Annotated in this window: 24 protein-coding genes and 2 pseudogenes; 14 read left to right on the top strand and 12 right to left on the bottom strand. The window is 72.8% G+C overall.

The features are described 5' to 3' along the window. The first annotated feature begins 48 nt into the window (after positions 1 to 48). The 4 genes from P3T34_RS35880 to P3T34_RS35895 all read left to right on the top strand — a co-directional run bounded on the left by P3T34_RS35880 (position 49) and on the right by P3T34_RS35895 (position 3,217). Positions 49 to 462, top strand: coding sequence for a VOC family protein (locus P3T34_RS35880; RefSeq protein WP_280670424.1), 414 nt, complete (start codon positions 49 to 51; stop codon positions 460 to 462). Between the two features lie 87 nt (positions 463 to 549). Further along, a complete protein-coding gene (locus P3T34_RS35885; protein WP_280670425.1) occupies positions 550 to 1,998 on the top strand; it encodes a class II fumarate hydratase in 1,449 nt (482 codons plus the stop codon). Between the two features lie 82 nt (positions 1,999 to 2,080). Next, positions 2,081 to 2,875 carry a VOC family protein gene (locus tag P3T34_RS35890; protein ID WP_280670426.1) on the top strand — a complete coding sequence of 265 codons (795 nt, stop codon included), beginning with the start codon at positions 2,081 to 2,083 and terminating at the stop codon, positions 2,873 to 2,875. 198 nt (positions 2,876 to 3,073) lie between these two features. After that, positions 3,074 to 3,217: a hypothetical protein gene (locus tag P3T34_RS35895; RefSeq protein WP_280670428.1), complete on the top strand. Its 144-nt coding sequence runs from the start codon at positions 3,074 to 3,076 to the stop codon at positions 3,215 to 3,217. A 33-nt stretch (positions 3,218 to 3,250) separates the two neighbouring features. Here the strand turns inward: P3T34_RS35895 and P3T34_RS35900 are convergent, their stop codons facing one another. After that, positions 3,251 to 3,751, bottom strand: a complete 501-nt coding sequence (locus tag P3T34_RS35900) for a VOC family protein (protein ID WP_280670430.1) — start codon at positions 3,749 to 3,751, stop codon at positions 3,251 to 3,253. Between the two features lie 151 nt (positions 3,752 to 3,902). On the opposite strand from P3T34_RS35900, the gene P3T34_RS35905 reads away from it, so the two are divergent. Both P3T34_RS35905 and P3T34_RS35910 read left to right on the top strand, forming a co-directional pair. Next, positions 3,903 to 4,403, top strand: a complete 501-nt coding sequence (locus P3T34_RS35905; RefSeq protein ID WP_280670432.1) for a MarR family transcriptional regulator — start codon at positions 3,903 to 3,905, stop codon at positions 4,401 to 4,403. 198 nt (positions 4,404 to 4,601) lie between these two features. Continuing rightward, positions 4,602 to 5,849 carry a 4-hydroxybenzoate 3-monooxygenase gene (locus tag P3T34_RS35910; RefSeq protein WP_280670434.1) on the top strand — a complete coding sequence of 416 codons (1,248 nt, stop codon included), beginning with the start codon at positions 4,602 to 4,604 and terminating at the stop codon, positions 5,847 to 5,849. A 12-nt stretch (positions 5,850 to 5,861) separates the two neighbouring features. On the opposite strand, the gene ribA is transcribed toward P3T34_RS35910, so the two are convergent. Continuing rightward, positions 5,862 to 6,506: a GTP cyclohydrolase II gene (ribA, locus tag P3T34_RS35915; protein WP_280672599.1), complete on the bottom strand. Its 645-nt coding sequence runs from the start codon at positions 6,504 to 6,506 to the stop codon at positions 5,862 to 5,864. A gap of 155 nt (positions 6,507 to 6,661) precedes the next feature. On the opposite strand from ribA, the gene P3T34_RS35920 reads away from it, so the two are divergent. The 6 genes and pseudogenes from P3T34_RS35920 to P3T34_RS35940 all read left to right on the top strand — a co-directional run bounded on the left by P3T34_RS35920 (position 6,662) and on the right by P3T34_RS35940 (position 11,944). Beyond that, positions 6,662 to 7,135: a MarR family transcriptional regulator gene (locus tag P3T34_RS35920; RefSeq protein ID WP_280670436.1), complete on the top strand. Its 474-nt coding sequence runs from the start codon at positions 6,662 to 6,664 to the stop codon at positions 7,133 to 7,135. 179 nt (positions 7,136 to 7,314) lie between these two features. Continuing rightward, positions 7,315 to 7,521, top strand: a complete 207-nt coding sequence (locus tag P3T34_RS35925) for a hypothetical protein (RefSeq protein WP_280670438.1) — start codon at positions 7,315 to 7,317, stop codon at positions 7,519 to 7,521. A gap of 108 nt (positions 7,522 to 7,629) precedes the next feature. After that, entirely contained in the window at positions 7,630 to 8,928 is a 1,299-nt protein-coding gene (locus tag P3T34_RS35930; protein WP_280672601.1) for a cytochrome P450, read from the top strand. A gap of 237 nt (positions 8,929 to 9,165) precedes the next feature. Further along, on the top strand, positions 9,166 to 10,515 hold the full coding sequence (locus P3T34_RS35935) for a cytochrome P450 (RefSeq protein ID WP_280670440.1): 1,350 nt from the start codon (positions 9,166 to 9,168) through the stop codon (positions 10,513 to 10,515). Positions 10,516 to 10,609: 94 nt separating this feature from the next. After that, positions 10,610 to 10,876, top strand: a pseudogene (locus tag P3T34_RS40015) (PQQ-binding-like beta-propeller repeat protein); the annotation flags it as partial. 78 nt (positions 10,877 to 10,954) lie between these two features. Continuing rightward, positions 10,955 to 11,944, top strand: coding sequence for a PQQ-binding-like beta-propeller repeat protein (locus P3T34_RS35940; RefSeq protein WP_348534766.1), 990 nt, complete (start codon positions 10,955 to 10,957; stop codon positions 11,942 to 11,944). 15 nt (positions 11,945 to 11,959) lie between these two features. On the opposite strand, the gene P3T34_RS35945 is transcribed toward P3T34_RS35940, so the two are convergent. Then, the gene (locus P3T34_RS35945) at positions 11,960 to 13,201 is read right to left on the bottom strand and encodes an FAD-dependent oxidoreductase (RefSeq protein WP_280670444.1); all 1,242 of its coding nucleotides are present in this window, start codon (positions 13,199 to 13,201) and stop codon (positions 11,960 to 11,962) included. A gap of 220 nt (positions 13,202 to 13,421) precedes the next feature. On the opposite strand from P3T34_RS35945, the gene P3T34_RS35950 reads away from it, so the two are divergent. Continuing rightward, positions 13,422 to 13,751 (top strand): hypothetical protein, encoded by a 330-nt coding sequence (locus P3T34_RS35950; protein ID WP_280670446.1) that lies wholly within the window; start codon positions 13,422 to 13,424, stop codon positions 13,749 to 13,751. Positions 13,752 to 13,827: 76 nt separating this feature from the next. Here P3T34_RS35950 and P3T34_RS35955 read toward each other — a convergent pair whose 3' ends face one another. From P3T34_RS35955 to P3T34_RS35985, 7 genes are all read right to left on the bottom strand, one after another. After that, complete coding sequence (locus tag P3T34_RS35955) at positions 13,828 to 15,549, bottom strand: acyl-CoA dehydrogenase (protein ID WP_280672603.1); 1,722 nt, start codon at positions 15,547 to 15,549, stop codon at positions 13,828 to 13,830. 44 nt (positions 15,550 to 15,593) lie between these two features. Then, a complete protein-coding gene (locus P3T34_RS35960) occupies positions 15,594 to 16,136 on the bottom strand; it encodes a PadR family transcriptional regulator (RefSeq protein ID WP_280670448.1) in 543 nt (180 codons plus the stop codon). A gap of 81 nt (positions 16,137 to 16,217) precedes the next feature. Continuing rightward, a complete protein-coding gene (locus P3T34_RS35965) occupies positions 16,218 to 16,961 on the bottom strand; it encodes a PIG-L family deacetylase (RefSeq protein WP_280670450.1) in 744 nt (247 codons plus the stop codon). Between the two features lie 66 nt (positions 16,962 to 17,027). Continuing rightward, a complete protein-coding gene (locus tag P3T34_RS35970; protein WP_280670452.1) occupies positions 17,028 to 17,816 on the bottom strand; it encodes a methyltransferase domain-containing protein in 789 nt (262 codons plus the stop codon). A 38-nt stretch (positions 17,817 to 17,854) separates the two neighbouring features. Then, the gene (locus P3T34_RS35975) at positions 17,855 to 19,072 is read right to left on the bottom strand and encodes an ABC transporter substrate-binding protein (RefSeq protein ID WP_280670454.1); all 1,218 of its coding nucleotides are present in this window, start codon (positions 19,070 to 19,072) and stop codon (positions 17,855 to 17,857) included. Positions 19,073 to 19,115: 43 nt separating this feature from the next. Beyond that, a complete protein-coding gene (locus P3T34_RS35980; RefSeq protein ID WP_280670456.1) occupies positions 19,116 to 19,541 on the bottom strand; it encodes a roadblock/LC7 domain-containing protein in 426 nt (141 codons plus the stop codon). Next, entirely contained in the window at positions 19,538 to 21,871 is a 2,334-nt protein-coding gene (locus tag P3T34_RS35985) for a nitrate- and nitrite sensing domain-containing protein (protein WP_280670458.1), read from the bottom strand. The genes P3T34_RS35980 and P3T34_RS35985 overlap by 4 nt, the downstream gene beginning before the upstream one ends. A 665-nt stretch (positions 21,872 to 22,536) precedes the next feature. On the opposite strand from P3T34_RS35985, the gene P3T34_RS35990 reads away from it, so the two are divergent. After that, positions 22,537 to 23,904, top strand: coding sequence for an amidase (locus tag P3T34_RS35990; RefSeq protein WP_280670460.1), 1,368 nt, complete (start codon positions 22,537 to 22,539; stop codon positions 23,902 to 23,904). A gap of 235 nt (positions 23,905 to 24,139) precedes the next feature. On the opposite strand, the pseudogene P3T34_RS35995 reads toward P3T34_RS35990, so the two are convergent. Next, a pseudogene (locus tag P3T34_RS35995) lies at positions 24,140 to 24,729 on the bottom strand (acyltransferase family protein); the annotation flags it as partial. Between the two features lie 99 nt (positions 24,730 to 24,828). Beyond that, the gene (locus P3T34_RS36000) at positions 24,829 to 25,263 is read right to left on the bottom strand and encodes a hypothetical protein (RefSeq protein WP_280670462.1); all 435 of its coding nucleotides are present in this window, start codon (positions 25,261 to 25,263) and stop codon (positions 24,829 to 24,831) included. Positions 25,264 to 25,280: the final 17 nt, after the last annotated feature.

Here is a 25,280-nt window from a genome sequence, read left to right on the forward strand (position 1 = left end):
GTGCCCCGGGGAGACCGGGGCGAGTCCATCCGAGGAGGTCCGGTCGAGATGGCCGAGCTGACACCAGCGCCGCAGGTCTGGCCCAGTCTGCGGTCCCGCGACGCCCGCGCGCTGATCCGCTTCCTGACGGAGGCGTTCGGGTTCGAGGAGGTCGTGGTCTACGGCGAGGGCGAGCTGGTGCACCACGCCCAGCTGGCCTGGCCGGAGGGCGGCGGCATCATGCTGGGCAGCGCCCGGGAGACCCCGGACGACCGCTGGCCCCTGGTCCCCGGCTCGTTCGGCGCCTACGTGGTGACCGATCACCCCGACGCGCTGTACGCGCGCGCCAAGGCCGCCGGCGCCGAGATCACCAGCGAGCCGCACGACACCGACTACGGTTCGCGCGACTTCGCCGCCCGCGATCCGGAGGGAAACCGCTGGTCGTTCGGCACCTATCGGGGTGAACCGCGCAAAACCCCCTGAGCGTGACCTGCTGATGATCGATCTCACCCGGTCGGCGGAAATAACCCGGCGGCCCGGGCGGGCTGAGCTGGGTGGAGGTGTGGCGCCATGGGCGATGAGCAGACGTACCAACCGGAGCAGACGGTCCAACCGAAGCAGACGGACCAGCCGGGGCAGGCGTACCGGACAGAGCACGACTCGATGGGCGAGGTGAGGGTTCCCGCCCACGCGAAGTGGCAGGCGCAGACCCAGCGGGCGGTGCAGAACTTCCCGGTCTCCGGGCAGCGCCTGGGCCGCGCGCATATCGCGGCGCTGGCCGCGATCAAGGCCGCGGCGGCCAAGGTCAACGCCGAGCTGGGCATCCTGGAGGAGCCGGTGGCCGGGGCGATCGTCTCGGCCGCGGAGGAGGTGGCGCAGGGCCGCTGGGACGAGCACTTCCCGGTGGACGTCTTCCAGACCGGCTCGGGCACCTCCTCCAACATGAACACCAACGAGGTGGTGGCCACCCTGGCGAGCGAGCGGCTGGGCAGCCCGGTCCACCCGAACGACCACGTCAACGCGAGCCAGTCGTCCAACGACGTCTTCCCGTCCTCGATCCACATCGCCGCCACCCAGGCGGTCACCGACGACCTGCTGCCGGCGCTGGCCCAGTTGGAGGCGGCGCTGGAGAGCAAGGCGGGCGAGTTCGCCCAGGTCGTCAAGGCGGGCCGGACACACCTGATGGACGCCACGCCCGTCACGCTCGGCCAGGAGTTCGGTGGTTACGCGGCCCAGGTCCGCTACGGCCAGGAGCGGCTGCGCGCGACCCTGCCGCGGGTCGCCGAGCTGCCGCTGGGCGGTACCGCCGTCGGCACCGGCATCAACACCCCGCCCGGCTTCTCCGCCGCCGTGATCGCCGAGCTGGCCCGGGCCACCGGCCTGCCGCTGACCGAGGCGCGCAACCACTTCGAGGCCCAGGGCGCGCGCGACGCGCTCGTCGAGCTGAGCGGCCAGCTGCGGACCGTCGCGGTCGGCCTCACCAAGATCGTCAACGATCTGCGCTGGATGGCCTCGGGCCCGCGCACCGGCTTGGGCGAGATCAACCTGCCCGACCTCCAGCCCGGCTCCTCGATCATGCCGGGCAAGGTCAACCCGGTGATCCCCGAGGTGGTCGCGATGGTCGCGGCCCAGGTGGTGGGCAACGACGCGACCGTGGCGATGGCCGGGGCAAGCGGCAACTTCGAGCTCAATGTGATGCTGCCGGTGATCGCCCGCAACCTGCTGGAGTCGGTCCGGCTGCTCGCCAGCGCGTCCCGGCTGCTGGCGGAGCGCACGGTCGACGGCGTCACGGCCAACGTCGAGCGGGCCCGCCACTACGCCGAGTCCTCCCCGTCCGTGGTCACCCCGCTCAACCGCTACATCGGCTACGAGGAGGCCGCGAAGGTCGCCAAGCAGGCGCTCGCCGAGTCCAGGACGATCCGTCAGGTGGTCATCGACCGCGGCTACGTCGAGCGCGGGCTGCTGACGGAGGCCCAGTTGGACGAGGCGCTGGACGTCCTGCGGATGACCCACCCGTAGGCCCGGTCCGACGCCGCTGCGGCGCGGGCACGGTGCGGGTACGGTCGAGGGAAACCAGCCGTGTACGGAGGAGGAAGCACCGATGACCGAGGCAGCAGTGGGGCGGGCAGCGGTGCGGTGCGTGCCTGCGGTTCCCAGCTGGGTGACCCTGATGGCCCGTGACCTGGACGCCGCACAGGCCTTCTACGGGCCGCTGCTCGGCTGGTGCTTCGAGCCCGGCCCCGACCGCTGGGGCCCGTACGTCCGCGCTGTGGTCGACGGTGTGGCGGTGGCCGGGCTGAGCAGCTCGGCGGACCTGCAGCTGCCGGTCGCCTGGACCACCTACTTCGGCACCGAGAACGCCGACGTCACCGCCGAGCGGGTGCGGGCCAGGGGCGGCACGATGGCGGTGGGCCCGCTGGGCTTCGACGCCGGACGCCTCGCGGTCGCCGCCGACCCGGCGGGCGCCCCGTTCGGGATCTGGGAGGGCAAGGAGCACGGCGGGTCCTCCTGGCTGAGCACCCCCGGCGCGCCGGTCTGGATCGAGCTGCGCACCCGCGACGCCTTCGAGGCGGCGCTCTTCTACGGCGAGGTCTTCGCCTGGGACGCCCGCGACCCCCGGCAGCTGGAGGTCCGCTGGGAGCATGACCGGGTGGTGCTGCGCACCGAGGGCCGCAGCGTGGCCGCGCTGGCCCGGCTCGCCGACGACACGGGCGTCGAGGACCGGCCCGCCTGGCACGTCTACTTCTCCGTGGCGGCCACCGACAGCTCGGTCGCCCAGGCGCTGGCCCTGGGCGCCAGCGCCATCACCCCCGCCACCGACACCCCCTACGGCCGGGTCGCCCACCTGAACGACCCGCAGGGCGGCCGCTTCTCCCTGATCAGCTCCCACCGCTGACCCCACCGCGGACCCCACCGCGGACGAGTCTCCGGTTCGCGGCTCAAGGGATCCTGCATAGCCGAATGGTAGGCCGGGTGGCTGTACCAGGGCGGCCATCCGGTGGAACCGGGAGGTTGTTCCGTTTGGGCGTGATCGACTCGGGTAACGGGTCGGCCACGATCAGCAGTCGAAGATCGACAACCCGGAGGAGACCAGATGGAACGCGAAAGCACCACCACCACGACCGAGCTCGGTAACTGGCAGGAGCAGCCCCCGATGCGGGCGGCCGAGGAGGTCGAGCCGGCCGACCCGTTCGACCGCGGGGACACCGAGTGGTACGCCGTGCTGGGTGAGGACTGAGAGCCAGGCTTTCATCCAGGCTCTGAGGTCCGATCAGGTGGGGGAGCCCGCTGCGGCGCCGGTCTTCAGGTCGGCGCCCCAGCGCTCGAGCGAGTCCTGGAGGTCCAGCGGCCGCAGGCCGCTCTGGCCGTCGTCGCCGGGCCAGTCCGCACGCGGGACGCGCCACATGACCTCGAACTCGATGCCGTCGGGGTCCTTGGCGTAGACGGACTTGGAGACCCGGTGGTCGGTCGCGCCGACCAGTGAGCCGCGCTCGCGCAGCCGGGCGGCGATCTCGGACAGCTCGCCCAGCGTGCCGACCTCCCAGGCGAGGTGGTAGAGGCCGACCTGGCCGGGCACCGGGCCGCCGGCCTGCGCGCCGACCGAGAAGAGGCCGAGGTCGTGGTCGTTGAGGGTGTCCTCGGCGCTCAGGAAGGCGGCGCGGCCGGGGATCTCCACGTCCACCTTGAAGCCGAACACGTCGGTGTAGAACTCGACGGACCGGGCCACATCACGGATGTAGAGGACTGCGTGGTTGAGGCGTCGCACGGGCATGGCCGGCTCTCCTTCGGATTCGTCGCTGTGTGGCGGTCTGGTGGTCTGGTGGTCTGGCGTGGGGGTACTTGAGCTTTCAAGTGTCAGTGTAGACGAGATTGCTTGAGCACTCAACGGTTGAGCGTTCAAGTATTGCCACTAGGATAGTCGCATGACCGAGACCCGATGGCTGGATGAGGACGAGCAGCAGACCTGGCGCGCGTTCCTGTGGACCTCGCGGCTGCTGAACGAGGCGCTGGACCGCCAGTTGCAGCGGGACTCCGGCCTGCCGCACGCGTACTACGTGATCCTGGTGATGCTCTCCGAGGCTCCCGGGCGGGAGCTGACCATGAGCGAGCTCGCCCGGCTCGCACGCTCCTCGCCCAGTCGGCTCTCGCATGCGGTCAACCGGCTGGAGGAGTCCGGTTGGGTCCGGCGCGTCAAGCACCCCGGCGACCGCCGGACCACCTTCGCGCAGCTGACCGACGAGGGCTTCGAGGTCCTGGCAGCCGCGGCGCCCGGGCACGTGGAGGCGGTGCGCCAGCACCTGTTCGACCCGCTGAGCCGCGAGCAGGTGCTTGAACTGCGCGAGACCCTGCGGACCGTGCTGAGCACGCTGGACCGCGACGGCGAGGGCCCGAAGCTGTACGGCCCGGGCGAGCTGCCGCGCTGACCGCTGCGCTGGCCACTGCGCTGACCGTCGCATCAGCCAGCGCGCGCCAGTAGCCGTCCGGAGGAGATCAACTGATCCACCGTCATGCTCCGGGCGCATAGGCTGTGCCGCACGGGCCCCGGGCGACTGGCGCAAGGGGGTGGAGCGGATCGGCGCCGGTCGGACCGCTCCTGACGGACCATCCGGACTGGGGGAGTCATGCGTCTTCGGACTCAGGTGGGGATCATCGGTGCGGGGCCCGCCGGGTTGGTGCTGGCCAACGTCCTGCAGCAGGCGGGCATCGAGTGCGTGGTGGTCGAGCGGCACACCCGGGCCCACGTCGAAGCCCGGGCCAGGGCCGGGGTGATCGAGCACCGGACGGCCGACTTCCTGGCCCGCCACGGCCTGGCGGACCAGTTGCTGGCGCAGGGCGGGCGGCACAGCAGCTGCGAGTTCCGCTACCGGGGCGAGCGGTTCTCCGTTCCGTACGCCGAACTCTCCGGCGGCCGTGCGCATCATGTCTACCCCCAGCAGTTCCTGGTCCGCGATCTCATCGCGTCGTTCCTCGGTGCGGGCGGCACCCTGCTCTTCTCGCACCCGGTGGTCGGGGTGGCCGGACTGGACAGCGGCCGGGCGGTGCTGCGCTGCGAGCCGACTGCCGGCGGCGAGGGCGGCGAGGGCGGAGGCGCCGACGACGGCCCGGGGGAACCGCTGGACCTCGACTGCGAGTTCGTCGCCGGCTGCGACGGCTTCTACGGCGCCGCGCGCGCGTCCGTGCCGACCGGGCGGCTGCAGGCGTACTCCAAGCAGCACGAGTTCGGCTGGTTGGCCATCCTGGCCGAGGTCCCGCCGTCCACCGAGGAGATCATCTACGCCCTGCACGAGGAGGGCTTCGCCGGCCATATGCTGCGCACCCCCAGCGTCAGCCGCTTCTACCTCCAGTGCCCGATAGGCGACGCGGTGGAGAACTGGCCCGAGGCGCGGATCTGGGCCACCCTGCGCCGGCGGCTCGCCGTCGACGGCTGGGAGTTGAAGACCGGCCCGATCACCGAGACGAGCGTGCTGGACATGCGCAGTTTCGTGGTCGAGCCGATGCAGTACGGCCGGCTCTTCCTGGTCGGTGACGCGGCGCACATCATCACACCGGCCGGCGGCAAGGGCATGAACCTCGCCATCGCCGACGCCGCCGAGCTGGCGCGCGGGCTGGTCGCCCACTACTCCGGCGCGGGATCGCGCCTGCTGGACGGCTACTCGGCCGCCCGCCTCCCGGAGGTCTGGCGGGCCCAGGAGTTCTCGCACTGGCTGCTGCACCTCACCCACAGCCCGTCGGGCGGCGGTTCGGATGCTCCGTTCATGCATCGGATGCAGCTCTCCCGGTTGGCCCACCTACGGGACTCGCTGAGCGGGGCGCAGTTGTTCGCGGAGGGTTACGTGGGCTCGGACCTGCCCGGCCGCGTGCTGCGCTGAGCGCGCAAGCGCCTACGCGCCGGCGGGCAGCAGCTGGATGGTGTGGGCGTGGGTCAGCGCGGTGCCGTGGGCCTTGGTGCGCAGGTAGTGCAGGTTGCTGGGGGAGGTGTGGACGCCGGTCGGGACGCGGGTGGCGACCTCGATGCCGAGGGCGGCCAACTGCTCGGCCTTGTCGGTGTTGTTACTGAGCAGGTCGATCCGGTCGACGCCCAGGGTGTGCAGCATCTGGGCCGCGGCGGTGTAGTCGCGGCCGTCCTCGGGCAGGCCGAGGGCGGCATTGGCGGCATAGGTGTCCAGCCGGCCGCCGTCCTGCAGGGCGTAGGCGTCCAACTTGTTGTAGAGGCCGATGCCGCGGCCCTCCTGGCGCAGGTAGAGCAGGTAGCCGCCGACGTGGGCGATCTGCTCGACGGCTTCGCGCAGCTGGGGGCCGCAGTCGCAGCGCTCCGAGCCGAAGACGTCCCCGGTGAGGCACTCGGAGTGCAGCCGGACCAGCGGGGTGGCGGCCGCGGCCGGGTTGCCCAGGGCCAGTGCCAGGTGCTCGGCGCCGTCGGCGAGGTCGTGGAAGGTCAGTATGTCGGCTTCGACGCGGTAGCCGTCGCCGAAGCGCAGCGGGACGCGCACCTTGGTCCGTACACGGGCGGACGGCACCTGGGGCAGTTCGGGTGCTTCGGCGACGGCGTGAGTGCGAGGCATGTCCGGTCTCCGGTCATCCAGGGGCGGGCGGGGGAGGGTGAAGCTGGTTGTTCAAATTTGAACTCTGGGTGACCGTACACCTGGATTCAAATTTGAACAACCGGGATAGGCTTCTCGGTATGGCGGAGACCCGGTGGCTGGACGAGCAGGAGATGGCGGCGTGGCGAGGCTTCCTCGCGGCGGGCCACCTGGTGGCGCGCCACCTGGAACAGCAGCTCAAGGACGGTGCGGGGCTGTCGCACACCCAGTACGAGATCCTGGTGCACCTCTCGGCCGCGCCGGACCACTCGCTGCGGATGGCTGATCTGGCCGAGCGGCTGATCACCTCCAAGAGCGGCCTCACCTACCAGGTGGTGCAGCTGGAGAAGGCTGGACTGGTGGGGCGGCGGTCCTGTCCCAGTGACGTCCGCGGAGTCTTCGCGCACCTCACCGAGCAGGGCATGGCCGTGCTGCGGGAGGCGGCGCCGGGGCATGTCGCCGCAGTGCGCGAGGCGCTGATCGACGTGCTGGACGCGGAGCAGCTGCGGGTGCTGGCCGAGGCGCTGGGGGAGGTCAGCCGACGCCTGCGCGGCGGGGACCCTGCGGACGGATGAACGGATCTCCCCGGCGACCAGGACCACTTCAACGGCGCCTACAGCCAGCTCCGGGCCCTCGCCCGGGGCTGACGGCCACCGGGTGGTCACCTCGCTCGTTCGGGCTCCCGGTGGCACATCGCGGGACGTACTGTGACAAGGAGGGCAGCTCATCGGTCCGACCAACCCGAGGAGGAGACATGGGCATCTTCGACAGGTTCCGGTCCAAGGCGCATGAGCACGCGGATCCCGCTGAACGCGCGGCCCTGGCGCACGACGAGGCTGCGGACGCGTTCGCCGTCGACATCGAGAAGTCCGCCGAGTCGGCCCAGGCGAAGCCCCAGCAGGCCGACGAGGACCGCCTGGCCGCCGAGAACATGACCGCCGAGGGCGACCCCTGGGGCTAGGCCGGCCGCGGGGTAACTCGTTCGGGTGGTACGGCGTTTGGCGCTGTACGCTGCCCTGCGCGTATAACTGGTCACTCGGTGTGATCGGTGGGAGGCGGACAGGTGGCTGTGGTGTCGAGGACGGGCCGGGCAGCGGCGTCCGGGGAGCGGGATCTCGATGCGCGGGTCGACCTGGCGGATCCGGCGTTCTGGGGCCTGCCCGCCGCCGAGCAGGCGGCGGCCTTCGCCCAGCTGCGCCGACTGGGCGCCCCCGCCTACTTCGTGGAGCGTCCGGCGTCGCGGCTGCGGGCCGGGCGCGGGTTCCATGCGCTGGTGCGGCACGCGGACGTGGTGGCGGCCAGCCGGATGCCGGAGGTCTTCCGCAGCGCGCCCGGCGTCACCACGCCCGAACCGCCGCGCTGGGTGCGCGCGTTGTTCGGCGATTCGATGGTCAATCTGGACGACCCGCAGCACGCCCGGCTGCGCCGGATCGTCTCGCGGGCCTTCACCCCGAGGCTGATCGCCCGGGTCGAGGAGGACATCCGGGCCGTGGCGGCGCGGATCGTGGACGACGTCATCGAGCGCCGGCCCGTGGACTTCGTCACGGCGGTCGCCGCCGAACTGCCGTTCCAGGTGATCTGCACCATGATGGGCATCCCGGAGGAGCTGCGCCCGCCGATCCTGGCCGAGGTGAACCACGCCTCGGAGCACACCGGCGTGCGGCGTCCGCTGCATCGGCGGATCCGGCTTCCCGGGCGGGGGCTTCGTGCGCTGGCCAGGATGCAGGGCATGGTCGCCGACCTGGGCCGGGAGCGCCGGCGCCGGCCCACCGACGACCTGATCTCGGCGCTGGTCACCGCCGATCTGGAGGGGCGGCAGCTGACCTACCGTCAACTGGGCGCCTTCTTCTCGCTGCTACTGGTGGCCGGCGTCGAGACCACCCGCAACGCGCTGGCCCACGGCCTGCATCTGCTCACCGAGCACCCCGAGCAACGAGCGCTGCTGCTGGCGGACTTGGACGGCCGGTTGGAGGGCGCGGTGGACGAGATCATCCGCCACTCGACCCCGATCATCCAGTTCCGCCGCACGCTCGCCAGTGACTGCACGCTGGGCGGGGCACACTTCGCCCGCGGCGAGAAGGTGGTGCTCTTCTTCGGCTCCGCCAACCGGGACGAGGAGGTCTTCAGCGATCCGGAGGTCTTCGACATCACCCGAAGTCCCAATCCTCACCTGGGATTCGGCGGCGGCGGTCCGCACTTCTGCCTCGGCGCCCGGCTGGCTCGCCAGGAGATGACGCTGCTCTACCGGGAGCTGTTCAGCCGACTGCCCGAGGTGCGGTCGGTGGGCGCACCGGAGCTGGTCCCGTCGAGCTTCGACCACCGGGTGCGCTCGCTGCGCTTCGCCTTCGATCTGCCGGACAGGCCCTAGCTGAGCCCCAGTCGGCCGGGTGCCGGGCGGCGGGCGGGCGGCCGGGGCACTCGCGGGCGTGCGCGGAGCCCGTACCGGGGGAGCCCGCGCTGGGCGGTCGCGCCGGGCGCCCCGCGTGCTCCCGCAGGGTGGCGGCCGACCGTTTCCCGCCGTGCCACGGGTGGCATGCCCCTGCTGCGAGGAGCCGGTCGGGCGGCCGGCCCTCGCACCTGCCCGCGCGGACGAGGGGGACGCTGCATGGCATCGACCACGACCAGGGAGTTCAGCACCGGCACGGCACCGGGACGGCTGCCGCTGCTGGGCCACGCCGTCCCGCTGCGCAGACGGCCGCTGGAGTTCCTGGCCGAGCTGCCGGCCCGCGGCGACGTGGTCACCGTCCACTTCGGCCGCTCGCCCGCCCACCTGGTCTGCCACCCGGAGCTGGTGCGCCAGGTCCTGCAGGACCCGCAGACCTTCGACAAGGGCGGCCCGCTCTTCGACAAGGTCCGGCTGCTGATCGGGAACGGCCTGGTCACCTGCCCCCGCTCCGAACACCGGGCGCAGCGGCGGCTGGTGCAACCCGCCTTCCAGCCGTCCCGGATCAGGACGTACGCGCAGGCGGCCGCCGCCGAGGCGGACCGGGTCACCGCGGACTGGCAGCAGGGCGTGCCGGTGGACATCGGCGCCCGGATGCAGATCCTGACCGCCCGGGTGACGGCCCGCACCCTCTTCGCCACCGACATCGACGAGCGGGCCATGGACGAGCTGGCGAACAGCCTGGCCGTGGTCCTGGACGGCCTCTACCGCCGGATGGTGCTGCCGCTCGGCCCGTTGGACCGGCTGCCGACACGTGGCAACCGCCGCTTCCAGCAGGCCCTGACCGGGCTCGGCGAGCTGATCGACGCCATCATCGAGGCGCACCGCGGCGATCCCACCGACCGCGGCGACCTGCTCTCGGCGCTGCTGGCGGCCCGCGACGAGGAGACCGGCGCCGGGCTGACCGGCCATCAGATCCACGACCAGGTGATGACGGTGCTGTCGGCCGGCACCGAGACCACCGCCAACACCCTCGGCTGGGCCTTCCACCTGCTGGGCACCCACCCCGAGGCCGAGCGCGCCCTGCACGCCGAGCTCGACGACGTGCTCGGCGGCCGCCCGCCGCGGGTCGAGGACCTGCCCGCGCTGGAGTACGCCCGCCGGGTCCTGACCGAGACCCTGCGGCTGCGGCCGCCGGCCTGGCTGCTCACCCGGGTGACCACGGTGGACACCGAGCTTGCCGGGCGCCGGCTGCGGGCCGGGAGCACTGTGGCGTTCAGTCCGTACGCGCTGCACCACGACCCGGCGCTGTTCACGGCCCCCGAGGCCTTTGACCCCGACCGCTGGCTGCCCGAGCGGCTGGGGGAGATCCCGCGCGGGGCGATGGTGCCCTTCGGCGGCGGCGCCCGCAAGTGCGTCGGCGACAGCTTCGCGCTGACCGAGGCCACCCTGGCGCTGACCCGGATCGCGGCGCGCTGGCGGCTGCGGCCGGTGCCGGGCCCGGCGGTCCGGGCGGTCCCGAAGATGACTCTGGGCACCGGCCCGCTCCCGATGCTCCCCGAGCCGCGCTGATCCCCTTGGCACGGGAAAGCCCTTGGCATGGAGGCCTCTTGGCACGGGGATGCGGCGTACGAGATGATCATCGGGCGCACTCGCCAGTTCCGGGGGGATACCGATGGTCACCGACGCCGTACCGATCACCGTCAGCAGGGACTCGATCAGCAGACTGTGGACCCTGACGGCTCCGCTCGGAAGCCTGCAGCGGCCGATGGTCAACGGGGACACCGTGCACGTCATGGTCGCCGGGCGGTTGGTCGCTCTCGACCGCGAGGACGGGCACCTGCGATGGCAGAGCGCGGAGCCGGTCGAGAGCGCCAGTTATCTGTCCCCCGAGAACCTCGTCGTCGCTGGGGAGTACCTGGTGATACCCAGCAGTACGCCCCAGGGCCGCTACTGCCGGGATCGAGAGCCGATCGGATTCACCGTGCTGAGCGCGGCGAGCGGGGAACGCGTGTGCGTCCGCGACCGCGAGCAGGTCTGGGGGTTCGCCGCGGACGCGAGCACCCTCGTCCTGTGGCGGGGCAAGAGGGACGAGGACGAGCTACCCGCCCGGATCACCGCCGTCGACCTCCAGGACGGCAGCGAGCTCTGGCACCGCGAGTTCCGCGACGTCGGGTCGGTCCTGCTCACGGGGGGCCGGGTGATCGCCACTACCGAGGGCCGCAAGCACCGCCGCACCCGGGCCTTCGACGCGCGCACCGGCGAGGAGCTGTGGCGCAGCGAGCCGGACGCCTACTCCGGCGCCTTCCTGACGGCTGCGGAAGCCGGCCGAGACGGCGACGGCCAGCAGTCCTTCGTCCTGGCCTGGAACCGGCACGACGACCGACTGCAGTGGTTCTCGGCCGCGACCGGCGAAGCCGCCGGCGCTCTCACCATCCGCCCGCGCTGGCAGCGCTACCGGAGCTACGAGGCGACCGTCGCCGACGGCGGACGCACGGTGTGGTTCTCCGCCCCGGGGGCGCGCTCGGTGCACCGCGTCCGCCCCTTCGAGTCGCCGATGCTCACCCAGACGCTGCACACGGTCCGGCCACTGCCGTACGCCGCCGACCCGGTCACCGTCATCGACGGCTGGATCTACCCGCTGCGACGCCGGGGCCGGCTCTCTGCGGCGAAAGTCGGTGGCAGCCGTCGTCACCGCTGGCTCGCGCCGCTGCGGCTGCCCTGGGGGATCCCGCTGGGCGAGCGCTTCGTCAAGACCTACGTCACCCTCCTCGAGGGCGGGAACCACTGCTACGCGGTCCGGGTGTCCCGTAGGGGCCAACGCCTGCTGGTGATCCGTCGCGGCCGGGTGCTGTGGAGTCGCCCGCTTCCCGGTGACCTCGTCGCGACCGGAGACCACCTCCTCGTCATCGGGCAGGGCGACGACCACGACCACCTGTGGCTGGTGGACGGCGAGACCGGTGCCTTCACCGGTCCGTCGCCGTGGCCTGACGCCGCCTGAGCCGACTGAGCCGCCTCAGGCGGCGTCGGGGATCGCGGTGAGCGGGACGGCGGGGTCGGCGAGGGCGGCCAGGTCCAGCGGGCGGCCGGAGCGGACCAGATCGCGGATCGGGTCGGTGACGTCCCAGACGTTGACGTTCATGCCCGCCAGCACCCGCTGCCCGGCCACCCAGAAGGCGATGAACTCGCGGGCGGCGACGTCCCCGCGGAAGACCACCTGGTCGTAGCCGTCCGGCTCGACATAGCCGGTGTACTCCATGCCGAGGGTGTACTGGTCGGTGAAGAAGTACGGCGTCCGGTCGTAGGCGACGTCCTGGCCGAGCATCGCCCGGGCGGCGGTGCGCGGCTGGTGCACGGCGTTGGCCCAGTGCTCCACGCGCAGGTGGCGGCCGAGCAGCGGGTGGTAGGCATTGGCGACGTCGCCGGCCGCGTAGATGTCCGGCGACGAGCTGCGCAGGCTCTGGTCGGTCTGCACGCCGTTGGCCACCGTGAGGCCCGCCGCCTCGGCCAGCGCGGTGTTGGGCGTGATGCCGATGCCGACCACCACGGCGTCGGCCTCGATGACCGTGCCGTCGGCCAGTCGGACGCCCGTGACGGCGCCGTCCGGGCCGCCGACCAGTGACTCGACCCGCGCGCCGAAGCGGAACCCGACGCCGTTCTCGCGGTGCAGGGCGGCGAAGATCTCGGCCACCTCGCGGCCCAGCACCCGCAGCAGCGGCAGCTCGGCGCGCTCCAGCACGGTCACCTCGACCCCGGCGGACCGGGCGGCGGCCGCCGTCTCCAGGCCGATCCAGCCCGCGCCGATCACCACCAGCCGGCCGGCGGAGCGGAACGCCGCCCGCAGCCGGTCGCTGTCGCCGACCCGGCGCAGGTAGTGCACGCCGTCCAGGTCGTCGCCCGGGACGGGCAGCCGGCGCGGGGCGGAGCCGGTGGTCAGCAGGAGCTTGGCGTAGTCCAGCCGGCCGCCGTCGGAGAGGGTGACGTGGTGCTCAGCCGGGTCGATGGCGGTGGCCTCGACGCCGAGCCGCAGGTCGATCCGCTGCTCGCGGTACCACTCCCGCGGGTGCACGTAGACCTTCTCCCGAGGTTCCGCGCCCATCAGGTAGCCCTTGGACAACGGGGGCCGCTCGTACGGGAGTTCGTTCTCGTCGCCGATCAGCACGAGCGGTCCGTCGTACCCCTCCTCGCGCAGCGTCCGGGCGGCGCTCGCGCCGGCCAGGCTCGCTCCGATGATGACGTGTGCCGTGCGGGCGACCATGACCGACTCCTCCGTGTGCGGGCTGAGGTCTCCATCACAGCCCGCGGACGCGGCGGTTGCCAACCGCCACGCGGGACCACGGGCGCCGGGCGCCGGGCGGCGCTCGGCGCGCTGCGGGCGGAAGATGGAAGCATCCCGGCCGCGCGGGCGCGGCGGGCGACTCATCGAATCGGACGCATCGGATCGGACTCACCGAATCGGACTCATCGAGGAGGCGGCGATGGAACCCACGAGCGACGCCGGGCCCGCCGGACCGACGGCGGTCGAAGCCGCGGCCGGCAAGCCGGACAAGCAGGATCTGCCGTACCAGCCCGGACTGCGCCAGACCATGCGGGCGCTCTACGAGATCAAGATCCACACCGTGTTCTTCATGGTCGCGGCCTCGCTGGGGCTGGGGCTGATCGCTCCGCAGGTGTCGACCATCGCGGTACTGGTGGTCTTCGCGGTCTTCTGGGGCGCGACGGTGATCGCGATGCTCGCCCTGGCGGCCAGGATGATGAGCGCGCGCGGCGCCGGCAACGGCCGGCACCGGCGGGTGGCGCACTCCTGAGAGCCGGACGCACCGCGGGCCGTGACCAGCAGCGTGGTCACGGCCCGCGGTCGTGCGGGTGCTGTCGTGCAGGTGCTTACGGCTGCATCTCGTACGCGCCCGAGAGCGCGGCGACCTGCTCCCACAGGCGCTCGGCGCGCGAGGCGTCGGCCACCGGGCGGCGGACGTGGGCGAGCGCCCAGGCGGCCTGCTCCTCGGTCGCCGAGGCCTTGCCGTGCAGCTCGGTCGCGTGCGCGGAGAAGTCGCGCACCAGGACGTCGAAGATCCCGTCCAGCAGGTCGCCGTCCAGGCCGATCAGCTCGGCCTGCTCCAGGATCAGCTGGCCGTAGACGACCAGCGCGAAGAGCTGGCCGATCTCCAGCAGGAAGTCCAGGTCCTGCTGCTGCGCCTGGTCGGGGGCGTGGGCGAGCAGCAGCGCGCACAGGCCGTCGGCCTGCTCGCGGAAGCGGGCCACGTTGGCCACCCCGGCGTGCGCGTCGTACGCGGTGCGCCAGTCGTGGAAGCGGATCGCGCCCAGGCCCTGGGCCGGGCCCTGCTGGAAGAGGAAGGTGTCGTCCGCGGCGTCCGTGCGGGTCGGCACGGCCGGGTACTCGGTGGGCGCGAACAGGTAGTTGCCCATGAACTTGAGGATCAGCGCCAGGTTGACGTGGACGGTGCCCTCCAGCTTCGGCAGGCCCCGGATGTCGCGCGCGGCCTTGTCGAAGTAGGTGTCCGCCTCGAAGCCCTTGGCCGCGATGACGTCCCACATCAGGTCGATGACCTTCTCGCCCTCGGTGGTGACCTTCATCTTGGTCATCGGGTTGAAGAGCAGGTAGCGGCGGTCCTCGGGGGAGGCGGTGCGGAAGTAGTCCACGGCCCGGTCGCTGAACAGCTTCATCGCGGTCAGGCGGGCGTAGGCGTCGGTCAACTCCCGGCGCACGTGCGGGAAGTCGGTGACCTTCTTGCCGTACAGCACCCGGTTGTGGGCGTGCGTGACGGCCTCGTACATCGCGTGCTCGCAGATCCCGACCGAGGCGGTGCAGAGGTTGAACTTGCCCACGTTGACGGTGTTGAGCGCGGCGTCGAAGGCGGCCTTGCCGGTGTGCAGGACGTCCTCGGCGGTGACCGGGTAGTCCTCCAGGCGGAACTCGCTGACGTACATCTGCGAGTTCACCACGTTCTTGACCAGGTGGTAGGCCGGGTGCCGGCTGTCCGCGGCGAAGAAGACGTAGCCCTCGGGGCCCTCGACGTCGGAGCGGCGGCCGAAGACCGAGACCAGTCCGGCCACGTTGCCGTTGCCGATGTAGTACTTGGAGCCGTTGGCGCGGAAGCCGCCCTCGCCGTCCGGGGTGAGGATCAGGTCGGTCGAGTAGATGTCGGCGCCGTGCGTGCGCTCGGAGAGACCGAAGGCCATCACATGACCCTCCGTCAGCAGCTGTGCGGCGCGGGCCCGCAGGGCCTCGTTCTCGCTCTGCCAGACCGGGCCGAGGCCCAGGATGGTGACCTGCCAGGTGTACCAGTAGCCGAGCCCGTAGAAGCCGAGGATCTCGTTCAGCGCGGCGTTGCGGGAGGTGTCCCAGCGCTTGGCGCCGTCGCCGGCGGCCTGCTCGCCGGGTGTCAGGAAGGCCGCGAACAGGCCTTCCTTGGCGGCGAATTCGAGGAAGTCGCCGTACCAGGAGCGGTCGATGTAGGAGTCGATCAGCGCCTTCTTGCCGCGCGACTCGAACCAGTCGACGGTCGCCCGCAGCAGCCGGCGGGTCGGCTCGTCGAACTGCACGGGGTCGTAGGTGCGGGGGTTGAACAGCAAGGAGTCGGCCATCATGAGTCCAAGGTGTGTGGGGTGAGGGTCAGTTGCTCAAGGAATCAGGTGCTCAGCTTGTGCAGGGTGGCGAGTACGTCGTCCAGCCAGGCCAGCGTCATCCGCTCGTACTCGATGCCGCCGCGCAGCACCACATGCTGCAACTGCTGCTGGACGTCGAGGGCTTCGAGGTCGGGGAAGTCGCGCTGCTCGCCGGCCAGGTAGTGGTCGAGCAGCTCGGCGTGCGCGGTGCGGTGGCGCTCCACCTCGGGGATCAGCGCCGCCGGGTCGTCGAAGGCGGCGGCGCGGATCCGGACCGCCATCTCGTGGCGGACCGTCTCGGCCTGGACGGGCTCGCGCAGCCAGCGGGCGAGCGCGGCGCGGCCGGGCTCGGCGGCCGAGTAGATCTTCTTGTCCGGGCGGCCGCTCTGCTCGGCGAGCTCGACGGCCAGCCAGCCGTCGGCCTCCATCCGGCCCAGGACCCGGTAGATCTGCTGGTGGGTGGCGGTCCAGAAACGCCCGATGGAGCGGTCGAAGCGCCGGGCCAGCTCATAGCCGGAACCGGGCTGCTCCAGCAGGGAGACGAGGATCGCGTACTCAAGCGCCATGGGCACAGCTTGCTATGCAACGAGTTGCATAGCAAGCGTGCCAGGCTCGCGTGAGACGCAGGTCACGAGAGAGCCGTCGGCTCAGAAGTGCAGCGGAATCACTTCGAAGGCGGCGGCGAAGCGGACCCCGAGCCGGCTGCCGGTGGCCCGGCCGATGGACTCCAGGAAGCCCGAGGGGTCCGCCATGTCCCCGCCGAGCCCCGCCAGATAGGCCCGGTGCGCCTTGAGCGAGGCGACCCCGGTGTCGAAGAAGTCGGTGGTGTCCGCCGCGTGCCGGGCCAGCGGGGAGCCCGCGGCCCAGATCTCGCGTACCCCGTTCCACGGCTGGTGGCCCTCGTCGACCAGCTCCGGGAAGACCCAGCGGTTGCCCGCGTCGCGTACGGCGTCCAGGGCGGCCCGGCCGGCCGCGATGTGGTCGGCCTGGTTGGGGAAGGTGCCGCCGTAGGTGTCACGGAAGTTGGTGGTGATCACGATGTCCGGCCGGTAGCGGCGCACCACCCGGGCGATGTCGCGGCGCAGCGCCAGCCCGTAGTGCAGCACGCCGTCCGGGTGGCCGAGGAACTCGACGGTGTCCACCCCGACCACCGCGGCCGAGGCGACCTGCTCCGCCTCGCGGATCGGGCGGCACTCGACCGGGTCCAGCGAGTCGATGCCCGCCTCGCCGCTGGTGACCATCGCATAGACGACGGTCTTGCCCTGCGAGGTCCAGCGCGCCACGGCCGCGGCCGCGCCGTACTCCATGTCGTCGGGGTGCGCGACCACGGCGAGCGCCCGCACCCAGTTCTCGTCGAGCGGCGCGAGCGGCTCAGGTGGCTGTTCCGTCATGACTGAGGTCCTTACTCTCCGGGGGGTCAAGAGTCAGGCTCACTATGGCCCAGCCGGGGCGCCGGATCAGGCAGGCTTGCGGGCCGAGATCGACACCAGGGAGTAGGAGAGCGCGCTGAACGCGGGGTCGCGGACCAGGGTGCGGAAGCGGCTCAGCTCGTCGGGGGTCAGGCCGGTGGCGAGCAGGCGGTCGTGGAGCTGGCGGGAGTTGATCTCGTGCAGGCGGGCACCGCCGTCGCCCGACCAGCTCTCGGCGTGCACGGTGCTGAGCACCTCGGTCAGGCCGAGGTCGGCCATCGCTCCGTGTGCCTGCTGTGCCCAGTGCAGGTCGGCGCCCTGGGTGGCGAGTACCTCGAGGATCCGGTCGACCACCCGGGTGAAGAGCGCCGCCGCCTCGGGGCCGGGGGAGAGCAGGACGTGCAGCGGGCTGCGGTCGAACTCCTCGACCAGCAGGACGCCGCCCGGACGCAGCGCGCCGGCCAGGGTGGCCAGCACCTCGCGCCGCTCGGGCAGGTGCAGCAGCACCAGGCGGGCGTGGATCAGGTCGAAGCCCTCACCCGGCGGTGCCTCGTGGCGCGCGTCGTGCCGCCGCAGCTCCAGGTTGGGTGCCTCGCCGTGGAAGCGGGCCAGGTCGAGGTCGGTGGCGATCACCTGCCCGTGCGGGCCGACCCGGTCGGCGAGCAGCCGGGCGATGGAGCCCCCACCGGCGCCGACCTCCCAGCAGCGGGCGCCCGGGCGCAGGCCCAGACGGTCCAGTCGGCGGCTGGTGACCGGGTCCAGGAAGGCTTCCAGGATGGCGAGTTGGACCTCGGCGTCGGGGGCCTGGTTGTCGAAGGCGTACGAGGTGGCGGACATCAGGGGGTGGCCTCCGTCGGTGGGTGTAGTGGTGGGCCTCAGCTGCCGATGGTGGCCAGGTCCTGGACGGTCAGGTTGGACAGCGTACGGCCGTCGTTCTCGACCTGGCGCAGGTACCACTTCTGCACCGGCGAGTGGGTCTCCTTGCCGAACTCCCAGGTGCCGCGCGGACTGTCGATCTGGCCGAGCCCGGCGATCGCGCTGTTCAGCGTCTCCGAGGTGAGGTTGCGGCCGGCCGCGGCGATCGCCTTGTCCAGCACGCCGGCCGCGTCGTAGGAGGCCATCGCGTAGGTGGTCGGCGGACCGGAGTGCTTGGCCTGCCAGGCGGCGACGAAGGCGCGGTTGGTGGCGTTGTCCAGGTCGGGCGCGTAGTTGAGCACCGACTGGATGCCCTTGGCCGCGTCGCCCTGGGCGTTGAGCACGCCGCCCTCGGTGAGGAAGCCGGCCGCGTACAGCGGCACGTCCTTGACATCGGACTGCGCGTACTGCTTGACGAAGTCCACCGCCGCGCCGCCCGCGTAGAAGCAGTACACCGCCTTGGCATGGGAGTTCTTGATCTGCGTGAAGTACGGGGTGAAGTCGGTGGTGGCCGGGAACGGCGTGAAGAGCGTCTTGCCGCCCGGGTTGGCGAGTTGGCCGCCGTCCTTGGTGAACGCGTCGGTGAAGCCCTGCAGTTCGTCCCAGCCGCCCTGGTAGTCCGGGCCGATCGCGAAGACCGGCCCTGGCACGGTGTCGTGGACGTACTGGGCGATCGCGGCGCCCGGGTCGTCGGACATGAAGCTGGTGCTCCATTGGTGGCTGACGTCCTTGATCACCGGTCGGCCGTTGGAGCTGATCAGCGGGATGCCGCTCTCGGTCAGCAGCGGGGTGACCGCGGCCACCGAGCCGGCGCCGACGATGCCGGTCATCGCGAGGATCTTGTCCTGCTTGACCAGCTTGGTCGCGGCGGGCAGCGCGGTCGGCGCACCGTCGCCCTCGTCGGCCACCACCAGGTCGACGGTGCGGCCGCCGAGCTTGCCGCCGTGGTTGTCCAGGTAGAGCTGGAAGCCGTCACGCAGGTCGGTGCCGACCTCCTGATAGGTGCCCGACAGCGAGGCCAGCAGACCGATCCTGACCGGACCCTGGCCGGCGGCGGCATCGGTGCCGCCGCCGCTGCAGCCGGAGAGGCACAGGACGCCGGCGAGCAGGAGAAGCCCCGTGGCACGGGCGCCGCGTACGGGGGCGCGTCGCTCGGATGCGCTGCTTGCCGGTGTCATGCGTACTCCAGGATCGGTGTCATACAGGTGAGTTGATGAAGCGTCAGGGCTGGTCGGGCGCGTGGGAGTTGAGCAGCATCGCGCGGGCGGCGGGGGCCAGTGCCGGGCCGACCTGGTTGATCAGCTCGGCCATCTCGTAGGAGACCTGGCCGATGTCGCAGGTCTTGGAGGCCAGCACCAGCAGCGAGGCGCCGCTGCTGACCGCCATCGAGAAGAGGAAGCCGCCCTGGAGCTCGGTGAGGTTGCTGATCACCGGCTCCGCCTCCAGCAGCCGCCCGGCGCCGGCCAGCAGGCTGACCAGGCCGGAGGCGATCGCCGCGAGCTGGTCGCCGCGCTCGGTCGCCACGTCGCGGGTCGCGGCGATCAGCAGGCCGTCGGCGGAGACCGCCACCGCGTGGGTGATCTCGGGCACCCGGGCCGCGAAGTCGTTCAGCAGCCAGTCCAGGTCGGGGGTCGGGGTGGAGGTCACGAGTCTTCCTTCTGTTCTGGGTCGGACAGGACGGAGGTGGGGGCGACCTGCCGGGAGCGGCTGGCGCCGATACCGCGGGCGTAGGCGGCCATCGCCGCGGAGACGCGGGCGGGGTCGCGGCGCTCGTCCACCGGCTCGGCGGGTGCTGCCGGGTCGGGGGCGGGGCGTCGGGCGTGGCGCCCGGCTGCGGGTGCGGCGGCCTGCTCGCCGTCGGCCGGCGCGGGTTCGCGCGCGGACGCCGGCTCGGGCTCGGCGCCGCGCGGACGGCGCTGCGGCAGCCCGGCGGCCGTCAGTCCGACCGGGGAGGCGCCGCGTGCGGTCGGCGCGGGCACCGGCGGGGGCTCCGGCGCGGGGGCCGGCGCGGGAGCCGGGGCGAGCGGGGCCGGGGCGGTCGGCTGGGCGGCCGGTGGGGTGTCCGAGGCCATCCTGAACACTGAGACGGGGAGCGAGACTTCGGCGATCGTGCCGCCGCCGGGCCGGGGCCGCAGCTCGACCCGGATGCCGTACCAGGAGGCGAGCTGGCCGACCACGCCCAGGCCCATCGCCCGCACGCCGGTCACCTCCACCGGTGGCGGACTGGCGAGCCGGGCGTTGACCGGTGCCCACTGGTCGTCGGCCAGGCCGATGCCCTCGTCGCAGATCAGCACGACCACCCGGTCCGCCAACTGCCTGGCCTCGGTGACCACCCGGTGCTCGGGCCGGGAGAACGCGGTGGCGTTGTCGAGCAGTTCGGCGAAGAGGTGCACCAGGTGGTCCACCGCCTCGGCCGTGATCAGCACCCCGGGGTCGAAGGTGCCGAAGTCGACCCGGGTGTAGCGCTCGATCTGGGCCATCGCGGCCCGCAGCACGTCCTCGATCGGTGCGCTCGACCCGCGCACGCGAGCCGAGGCCTCGCCGCCGAGCACCAGCAGGCTGTGGTTGTTGCGGCCCATCCGACTGGCCAAGTGGTCCAGGGCGAAGAGCCGTTCGAGTCGGACCGGGTCGTGCTCGTTGCGCTCGGCCGCGTCCAGCGCCTTGATCAGCGCGCCGGTGAGCCGCTCGCCACGGCGGGCCAGGTTGACCAGCAGGGCGCCCAACCTGTCGCGCATGGCGGCCTGTTCGGCCGCGATCCGGACCGCCTCGCGACTGACCGAGTTGAACGCGGCGCCCACCTCGGCGATTTCGTCGCGCCCGCGCACCTGCACCGGATCGCCCGCGGCGGCGGCGAACTCCGCGGGGGTGGACAGGCCGAGCGCCCCGCGCGCGGCCAACGCCTCGACGGCGGCGGGCAGTCGCTCGTGCGCCACGGCGTGCGCGGCGTCGCGCAGTCGGCGCAGCTCGCGGATCATCGGCCGGCCCAGCCGCAGCGCCAGGGTCACCACGGCGCCCACCGTCAGCAGCACCGCCAGGGCCTCGCCGAGCGTCCAGGCCCGCTGGGTGTCGCGCAGTTGGGTGACCTCGGTGGAGACCGCCTGGTCGATCTGCTGCTCGACCTGCTGGAGCCGGTCGACGCGCTGGTTCATCGCGTCGGTCCAGCCGCCGGAGTCCGGCAGTTGGTCGCCCGGGCGGGCGCGCTCGACGGCGTCCTCCAGACGGTTGGCGTCGATCACGCCGTCGCCGGTCAGCGCACGGTCCAACCAGGCGGGCCAGACCGGGTCCGCGGTGCGGCCGAACTCCAGGATGGAGTCGGTGTAGCCGCTGCGGGTGGCGGCGATCGAGTCCTGCCCGGCCGGGGTGAGCGGGCCGCTGGCCCGGGCCCGCAGCACCGCCAACTCCTCCTGGCTGGCGTACTCCTCGGCCCGGGCGAGGGCGACCGAGCTGTTGATCCGGGACGCGACGACGGCGGACGCCTGGCCGGCCTCCGCGACGTCGGCGCGGAAGTCCAGGATGTCGGCGACCACGATCCGGTACTCGAAGGTCACCGCGGAGAGTTCGGCGCCGGGGCCCGACTGGACCTGGCGGCGCAGCGCGGGCAGGGTCTCGAGTGCGTGGTCGACGGTCCGCAGCAGGCCGTTGGTGCCGCCGGGCATCGCCTGCAGGCGGTCGCGCAGCCGGCGGTACTGCGCGATGCTCGCGTCGGTGACCCGGGTCTGGTCGAGGTAGGCGTTGGTCTGGGTCGCGTCGGGAGCGGGACTGCCCGCGCCGCTGGAGAGGATCACCGCGGCGGCGGTGCGCTCGTTCTGCAACTGGTGGGTCAGCTGGCCTGCTTGGGCGCCCAGCGAGACCAGGGTCTTCAGCCGGGCGGCGTCCAGTGCCTGGCCGGCGGCGGTGCGCAGCGCGAGGGCGGCGAAGGCCAGTACGGCGATCAGCGGGACCACGGCGAGTACCGCGACCTTGCGGGTGATCCTCACCGGCTCGAACCTCCGAGCCGCTGCGGGTCGAGCCGGACGGACGCGCCGGATATCCGGCGACCGGGGGGCCCGGTACAGAGGTGACGATCAGTCATAAAGGCGCCTTGGCTGGGGATTCGGTCGGATTCGGGAGCCGGGTGCGGGAGCCGTGACGGACCGGCCAGGCCGCCCGGCGGGGGTAGCCGGATGTGCGGCGGCGGCGCAGCCGGCTCCGTGCTGCGGACGGTGCGGGGGCGCAGGCGTTCCCCTGCGGTGGGGCGTCCTGGGGGAGTGGTGGGGGAGCGGTGGGGGTTCTGCGGCAGCTGGTTCAGAGCGGCAGCTGTACGGGCCGAACGCCGTGGAGCGGTGGGACGTTGCCGACCTCTGTCGCCCGCCGCCGGGGGGCGGTCCGAGCGGCGATGAGCACAGTGACCTCCGATGGACAGGTACCTGCCATGCACAGCTGCGGACAGGGTATCGACTCTCGAACCGGTCATCACCTGTCGGGAGTCAGCCGGAAGCGTAGCGCCTCTCATCAGCTAAGTGAACCGGTGCCATGACGGGGCGTCCGGTGCGGGTTCGCCCTTTGTTCGCTAGGTTGCCTTCTTGGTTGCCTGTTGGCGAACCGCCGCGTGCGTGCGGCGGGCGCCGGCAGCGGCGCGGTACCGATGGGGAAGGTGGGACCGATGGTGAGCTGGGTCGGGCGTGGTGCGGTGGAGATCGCCGCCGCGGTACGGGCGGGCGAGGTGACGGCGCGCGAGGTGATGGTCGAGCACCTGGCCAGGATCGCGTCCGTGGACCGCAGGGTCGGCGCGTTCCGGTCGCTCTGGGCCGAGCGGGCGCTGGCCGAGGCGGACGCGCTGGACGCGCGGGCGGACCTGGCGGACCTGGTGCTGGCGGGCGTGCCGGTGGCGATCAAGGACAACCTCGCGGTCGGCGGCGAGGTGAGCCGCAACGGCTCGGCGGCCACCCCGGACACCGCCGCGCCGCAGGACCACGAGGCGGTGCGCCGGCTGCGGGCGGCCGGCGCGGTGCCGGTCGGGCTGACCGCCGTTCCGGAGCTCTGCGTGTTCGGCACCACCGACAGCGTCTACGGCGTCACCCGCAGCCCGTGGGACCTCTCGCGCACCGCCGGCGGCTCCTCCGGCGGCAGCGCGGCGGCGGTCGCGGCAGGCATGGTGCCGATCGCGCTGGGCAACGACGGCATGGGCTCGATCAGGATCCCGGCGGCCAACTGCGGTGTGCTCGGCCTGAAGCCGGGGCACGGGGCGGTGCCGTCCGGGCTGGGCGTGGACGGGTGGTTCGGGATGGCCGAGAACGGCCCGATCGCCGCCGGCGCCGCCGATGCCGCGCTGATGTACCGGGTGCTGGCCGGCACGGCCGCCGAAGCCGCCGCGGGGGCCGACGATCCCGCCGACCTGCGGGTCGCGCTCTCGGCCCGCTGCCCGTCGGCGGGGATCCCGGTCGACCGGGCGCACGTCGGCGCCGTCCGGGCCACCGGGCGGCTGCTGGCCGACGCCGGGCACACCGTCTCGCGCGCCGAGGCGCCGTACCCGCTCTGGCTCGGACCGGCCACCGTGGGCCGCTGGTTGGCCGGCACCGCGGCCGACGCGGCGGCGCTGGACGCCCGGCTGCTGAACCCCCGCACCCGCCGGCACGCCGCCGTCGGCCGCCTGGTGGCCCGGGCCGGGCTGGTCCGCCCGGCCCAGCGCAGCCGCTGGCAGCAGCAGTTGGACGACTTCTTCACCCGCTACGACGTGCTGGTCACCCCGACCCTCGCGCAGGGCGCGCCGTCGGCCGCCCGCTGGCACGCGCGCGGCTGGACGGTCAACGTGCTGTCCAACATCCGCTACGCGCCGTTCAGCTTCCCCTGGAACCTGGCGGGTTGGCCCGCGCTCGCGCTGCCGGCGGGGGAGCACCCGACCCGGCGGGTGCCGCTCTCCGTGCAGCTGGTCGCGCCGCCCGGCGGGGAGGAGCGGCTGCTCGCGCTGGCCGCCGAGCTCGAACGCCGACGGCCGTGGACCCGGACGGCCCCGCTGCCCGGGTCGCAGTGACGCGGGCGGCGGGGCCGGGGCCGGGGCCGGGGCCGGGGCCGGGGACAGCGGGCTACGGCCGGTGGGCCGTGGGCCGGCTCAGGACGGCTTGCCCGGCCGGGTCTCGACGCTGACGTGGTCCACCCGCATCGGATGCCCGGGCTCGGTGCCCGGGCCGACCGAACTGCCGTAGGCGGCAGGCAGGTTGCCGCCGACCGCGACGTCCAGGACGAGGAAGAGGCCGTGGTGGACCGCGGCCCAGCGTCGGCAGCAGCGCCGGGTAACCGGGGTAGGGCGTCGCGGAGTTGAAGCGGACCACCGACCAGCCGATCGCCGCGGCGCCGGCCCAGCCGCACAGCGCGAGCAGTGGACGCAGCAGTGCACGCAGCGGTTGGCGGGCTGGGCGCAGTCGGTCCAGCGGCAGTAGCGCGAGCAGCGCGCCGACGCCGAACTGCCAGACCCGGGACGGGGATCCGAGATAGGCGAGGGAGACCGAGCTGTGCGTCCAGTGCAGCGAGAGCGCGAAGGAGACGGCGCTCGCGGCGGCGGTGACGGTGATCAGCAGTGGGCGCAGCACCAGACACCGGCCAGCGCCACCACGGCCAGCACCAGCGCGGCCGAGGGCAGCAGCCGTCGAGCCCGGCGCGAGAAGAACTCCGCCAGCGCGATCCGCCCGCTGCTGACGGCTTCGCGCAGCAGGAGGCCGGTGATCAGATAGCCGGAGATCACCAAGAAGCCGTCCACCCCGACGAACCCGCCGGTCAGGCCCGGCACGGCGGCGTGGAAACCCAGCACCGCGAGCAGCGCGAGCGCGCGCAGCCCCTCGATGTCGGGGCGGAAGGCGGCGGCCTGCCGCGCGGGCCGGCCGGGCGGTGGCCCGGGGAGGGTGACAACGGGGGAACGGAGTTCCGGCACCGTGGTCGAGGACATCGGCATGACCACCTTTCAGCCCAACCAGGGCAGCATCGGGCTGACCCAGCCGGAGGCGAGCAGCGCGGTGAGCGCGAGCGCGGCGGTGACGGCCAGTGCCTCGGGCCAGCGCCTGGGCAGCATGCCGTTCGCGCCGCTGGTCTGCCCGTTCGCGCCGTCGGCCGGTCCGTTCGCGCCGCGGGTCTGCCTGTTCGCGAAACCGCTGGTCCGCATCTTCGGGCCGCTGATCTGCGTCTTCGGGCCGAGCAGGCGGGAGGGTCGCGGACGGCGGGACGGGCGCAGCTCCGCGACCAGGTCCCGGATCAGCGGCAGGCCGATCTGCGCCTGCACCAGCACGTAGAGCCCCAGGCCCCAAGTGGGCCACCAGCCCTGTGTGGTGACGTCGCGGGCGAGCCCGCCGGCCGCCGCGGCCAGTGAACCGGCCAGCCAGGCCAGCGCGACCAGCACCACCCGGCGGCGGCGCGGCG

The organism is Kitasatospora sp. MAP12-44, from assembly GCF_029892095.1.
Classification (GTDB): Bacteria; Actinomycetota; Actinomycetes; order Streptomycetales; family Streptomycetaceae; genus Kitasatospora.

Bases quoted from the DNA above. Each gene is read 5' to 3' on its own strand.
- P3T34_RS35880 (WP_280670424.1), top strand. From the start codon at position 49: ATGGCCGAGCTGACACCAGCGCCGCAGGTCTGGCCCAGTCTGCGGTCC.
- P3T34_RS35885 (WP_280670425.1), top strand. From the start codon at position 550: ATGGGCGATGAGCAGACGTACCAACCGGAGCAGACGGTCCAACCGAAG.
- P3T34_RS35890 (WP_280670426.1), top strand. From the start codon at position 2,081: ATGACCGAGGCAGCAGTGGGGCGGGCAGCGGTGCGGTGCGTGCCTGCG.
- P3T34_RS35895 (WP_280670428.1), top strand. From the start codon at position 3,074: ATGGAACGCGAAAGCACCACCACCACGACCGAGCTCGGTAACTGGCAG.
- P3T34_RS35900 (WP_280670430.1), bottom strand. From the start codon at position 3,751: ATGCCCGTGCGACGCCTCAACCACGCAGTCCTCTACATCCGTGATGTG.
- P3T34_RS35905 (WP_280670432.1), top strand. From the start codon at position 3,903: ATGACCGAGACCCGATGGCTGGATGAGGACGAGCAGCAGACCTGGCGC.
- P3T34_RS35910 (WP_280670434.1), top strand. From the start codon at position 4,602: ATGCGTCTTCGGACTCAGGTGGGGATCATCGGTGCGGGGCCCGCCGGG.
- P3T34_RS35920 (WP_280670436.1), top strand. From the start codon at position 6,662: ATGGCGGAGACCCGGTGGCTGGACGAGCAGGAGATGGCGGCGTGGCGA.
- P3T34_RS35925 (WP_280670438.1), top strand. From the start codon at position 7,315: ATGGGCATCTTCGACAGGTTCCGGTCCAAGGCGCATGAGCACGCGGAT.
- P3T34_RS35935 (WP_280670440.1), top strand. From the start codon at position 9,166: ATGGCATCGACCACGACCAGGGAGTTCAGCACCGGCACGGCACCGGGA.
- P3T34_RS35945 (WP_280670444.1), bottom strand. From the start codon at position 13,201: ATGGTCGCCCGCACGGCACACGTCATCATCGGAGCGAGCCTGGCCGGC.
- P3T34_RS35950 (WP_280670446.1), top strand. From the start codon at position 13,422: ATGGAACCCACGAGCGACGCCGGGCCCGCCGGACCGACGGCGGTCGAA.
- P3T34_RS35955 (WP_280672603.1), bottom strand. From the start codon at position 15,549: ATGGCCGACTCCTTGCTGTTCAACCCCCGCACCTACGACCCCGTGCAG.
- P3T34_RS35960 (WP_280670448.1), bottom strand. From the start codon at position 16,136: ATGGCGCTTGAGTACGCGATCCTCGTCTCCCTGCTGGAGCAGCCCGGT.
- P3T34_RS35965 (WP_280670450.1), bottom strand. From the start codon at position 16,961: ATGACGGAACAGCCACCTGAGCCGCTCGCGCCGCTCGACGAGAACTGG.
- P3T34_RS35970 (WP_280670452.1), bottom strand. From the start codon at position 17,816: ATGTCCGCCACCTCGTACGCCTTCGACAACCAGGCCCCCGACGCCGAG.
- P3T34_RS35975 (WP_280670454.1), bottom strand. From the start codon at position 19,072: ATGACACCGGCAAGCAGCGCATCCGAGCGACGCGCCCCCGTACGCGGC.
- P3T34_RS35990 (WP_280670460.1), top strand. From the start codon at position 22,537: ATGGTGAGCTGGGTCGGGCGTGGTGCGGTGGAGATCGCCGCCGCGGTA.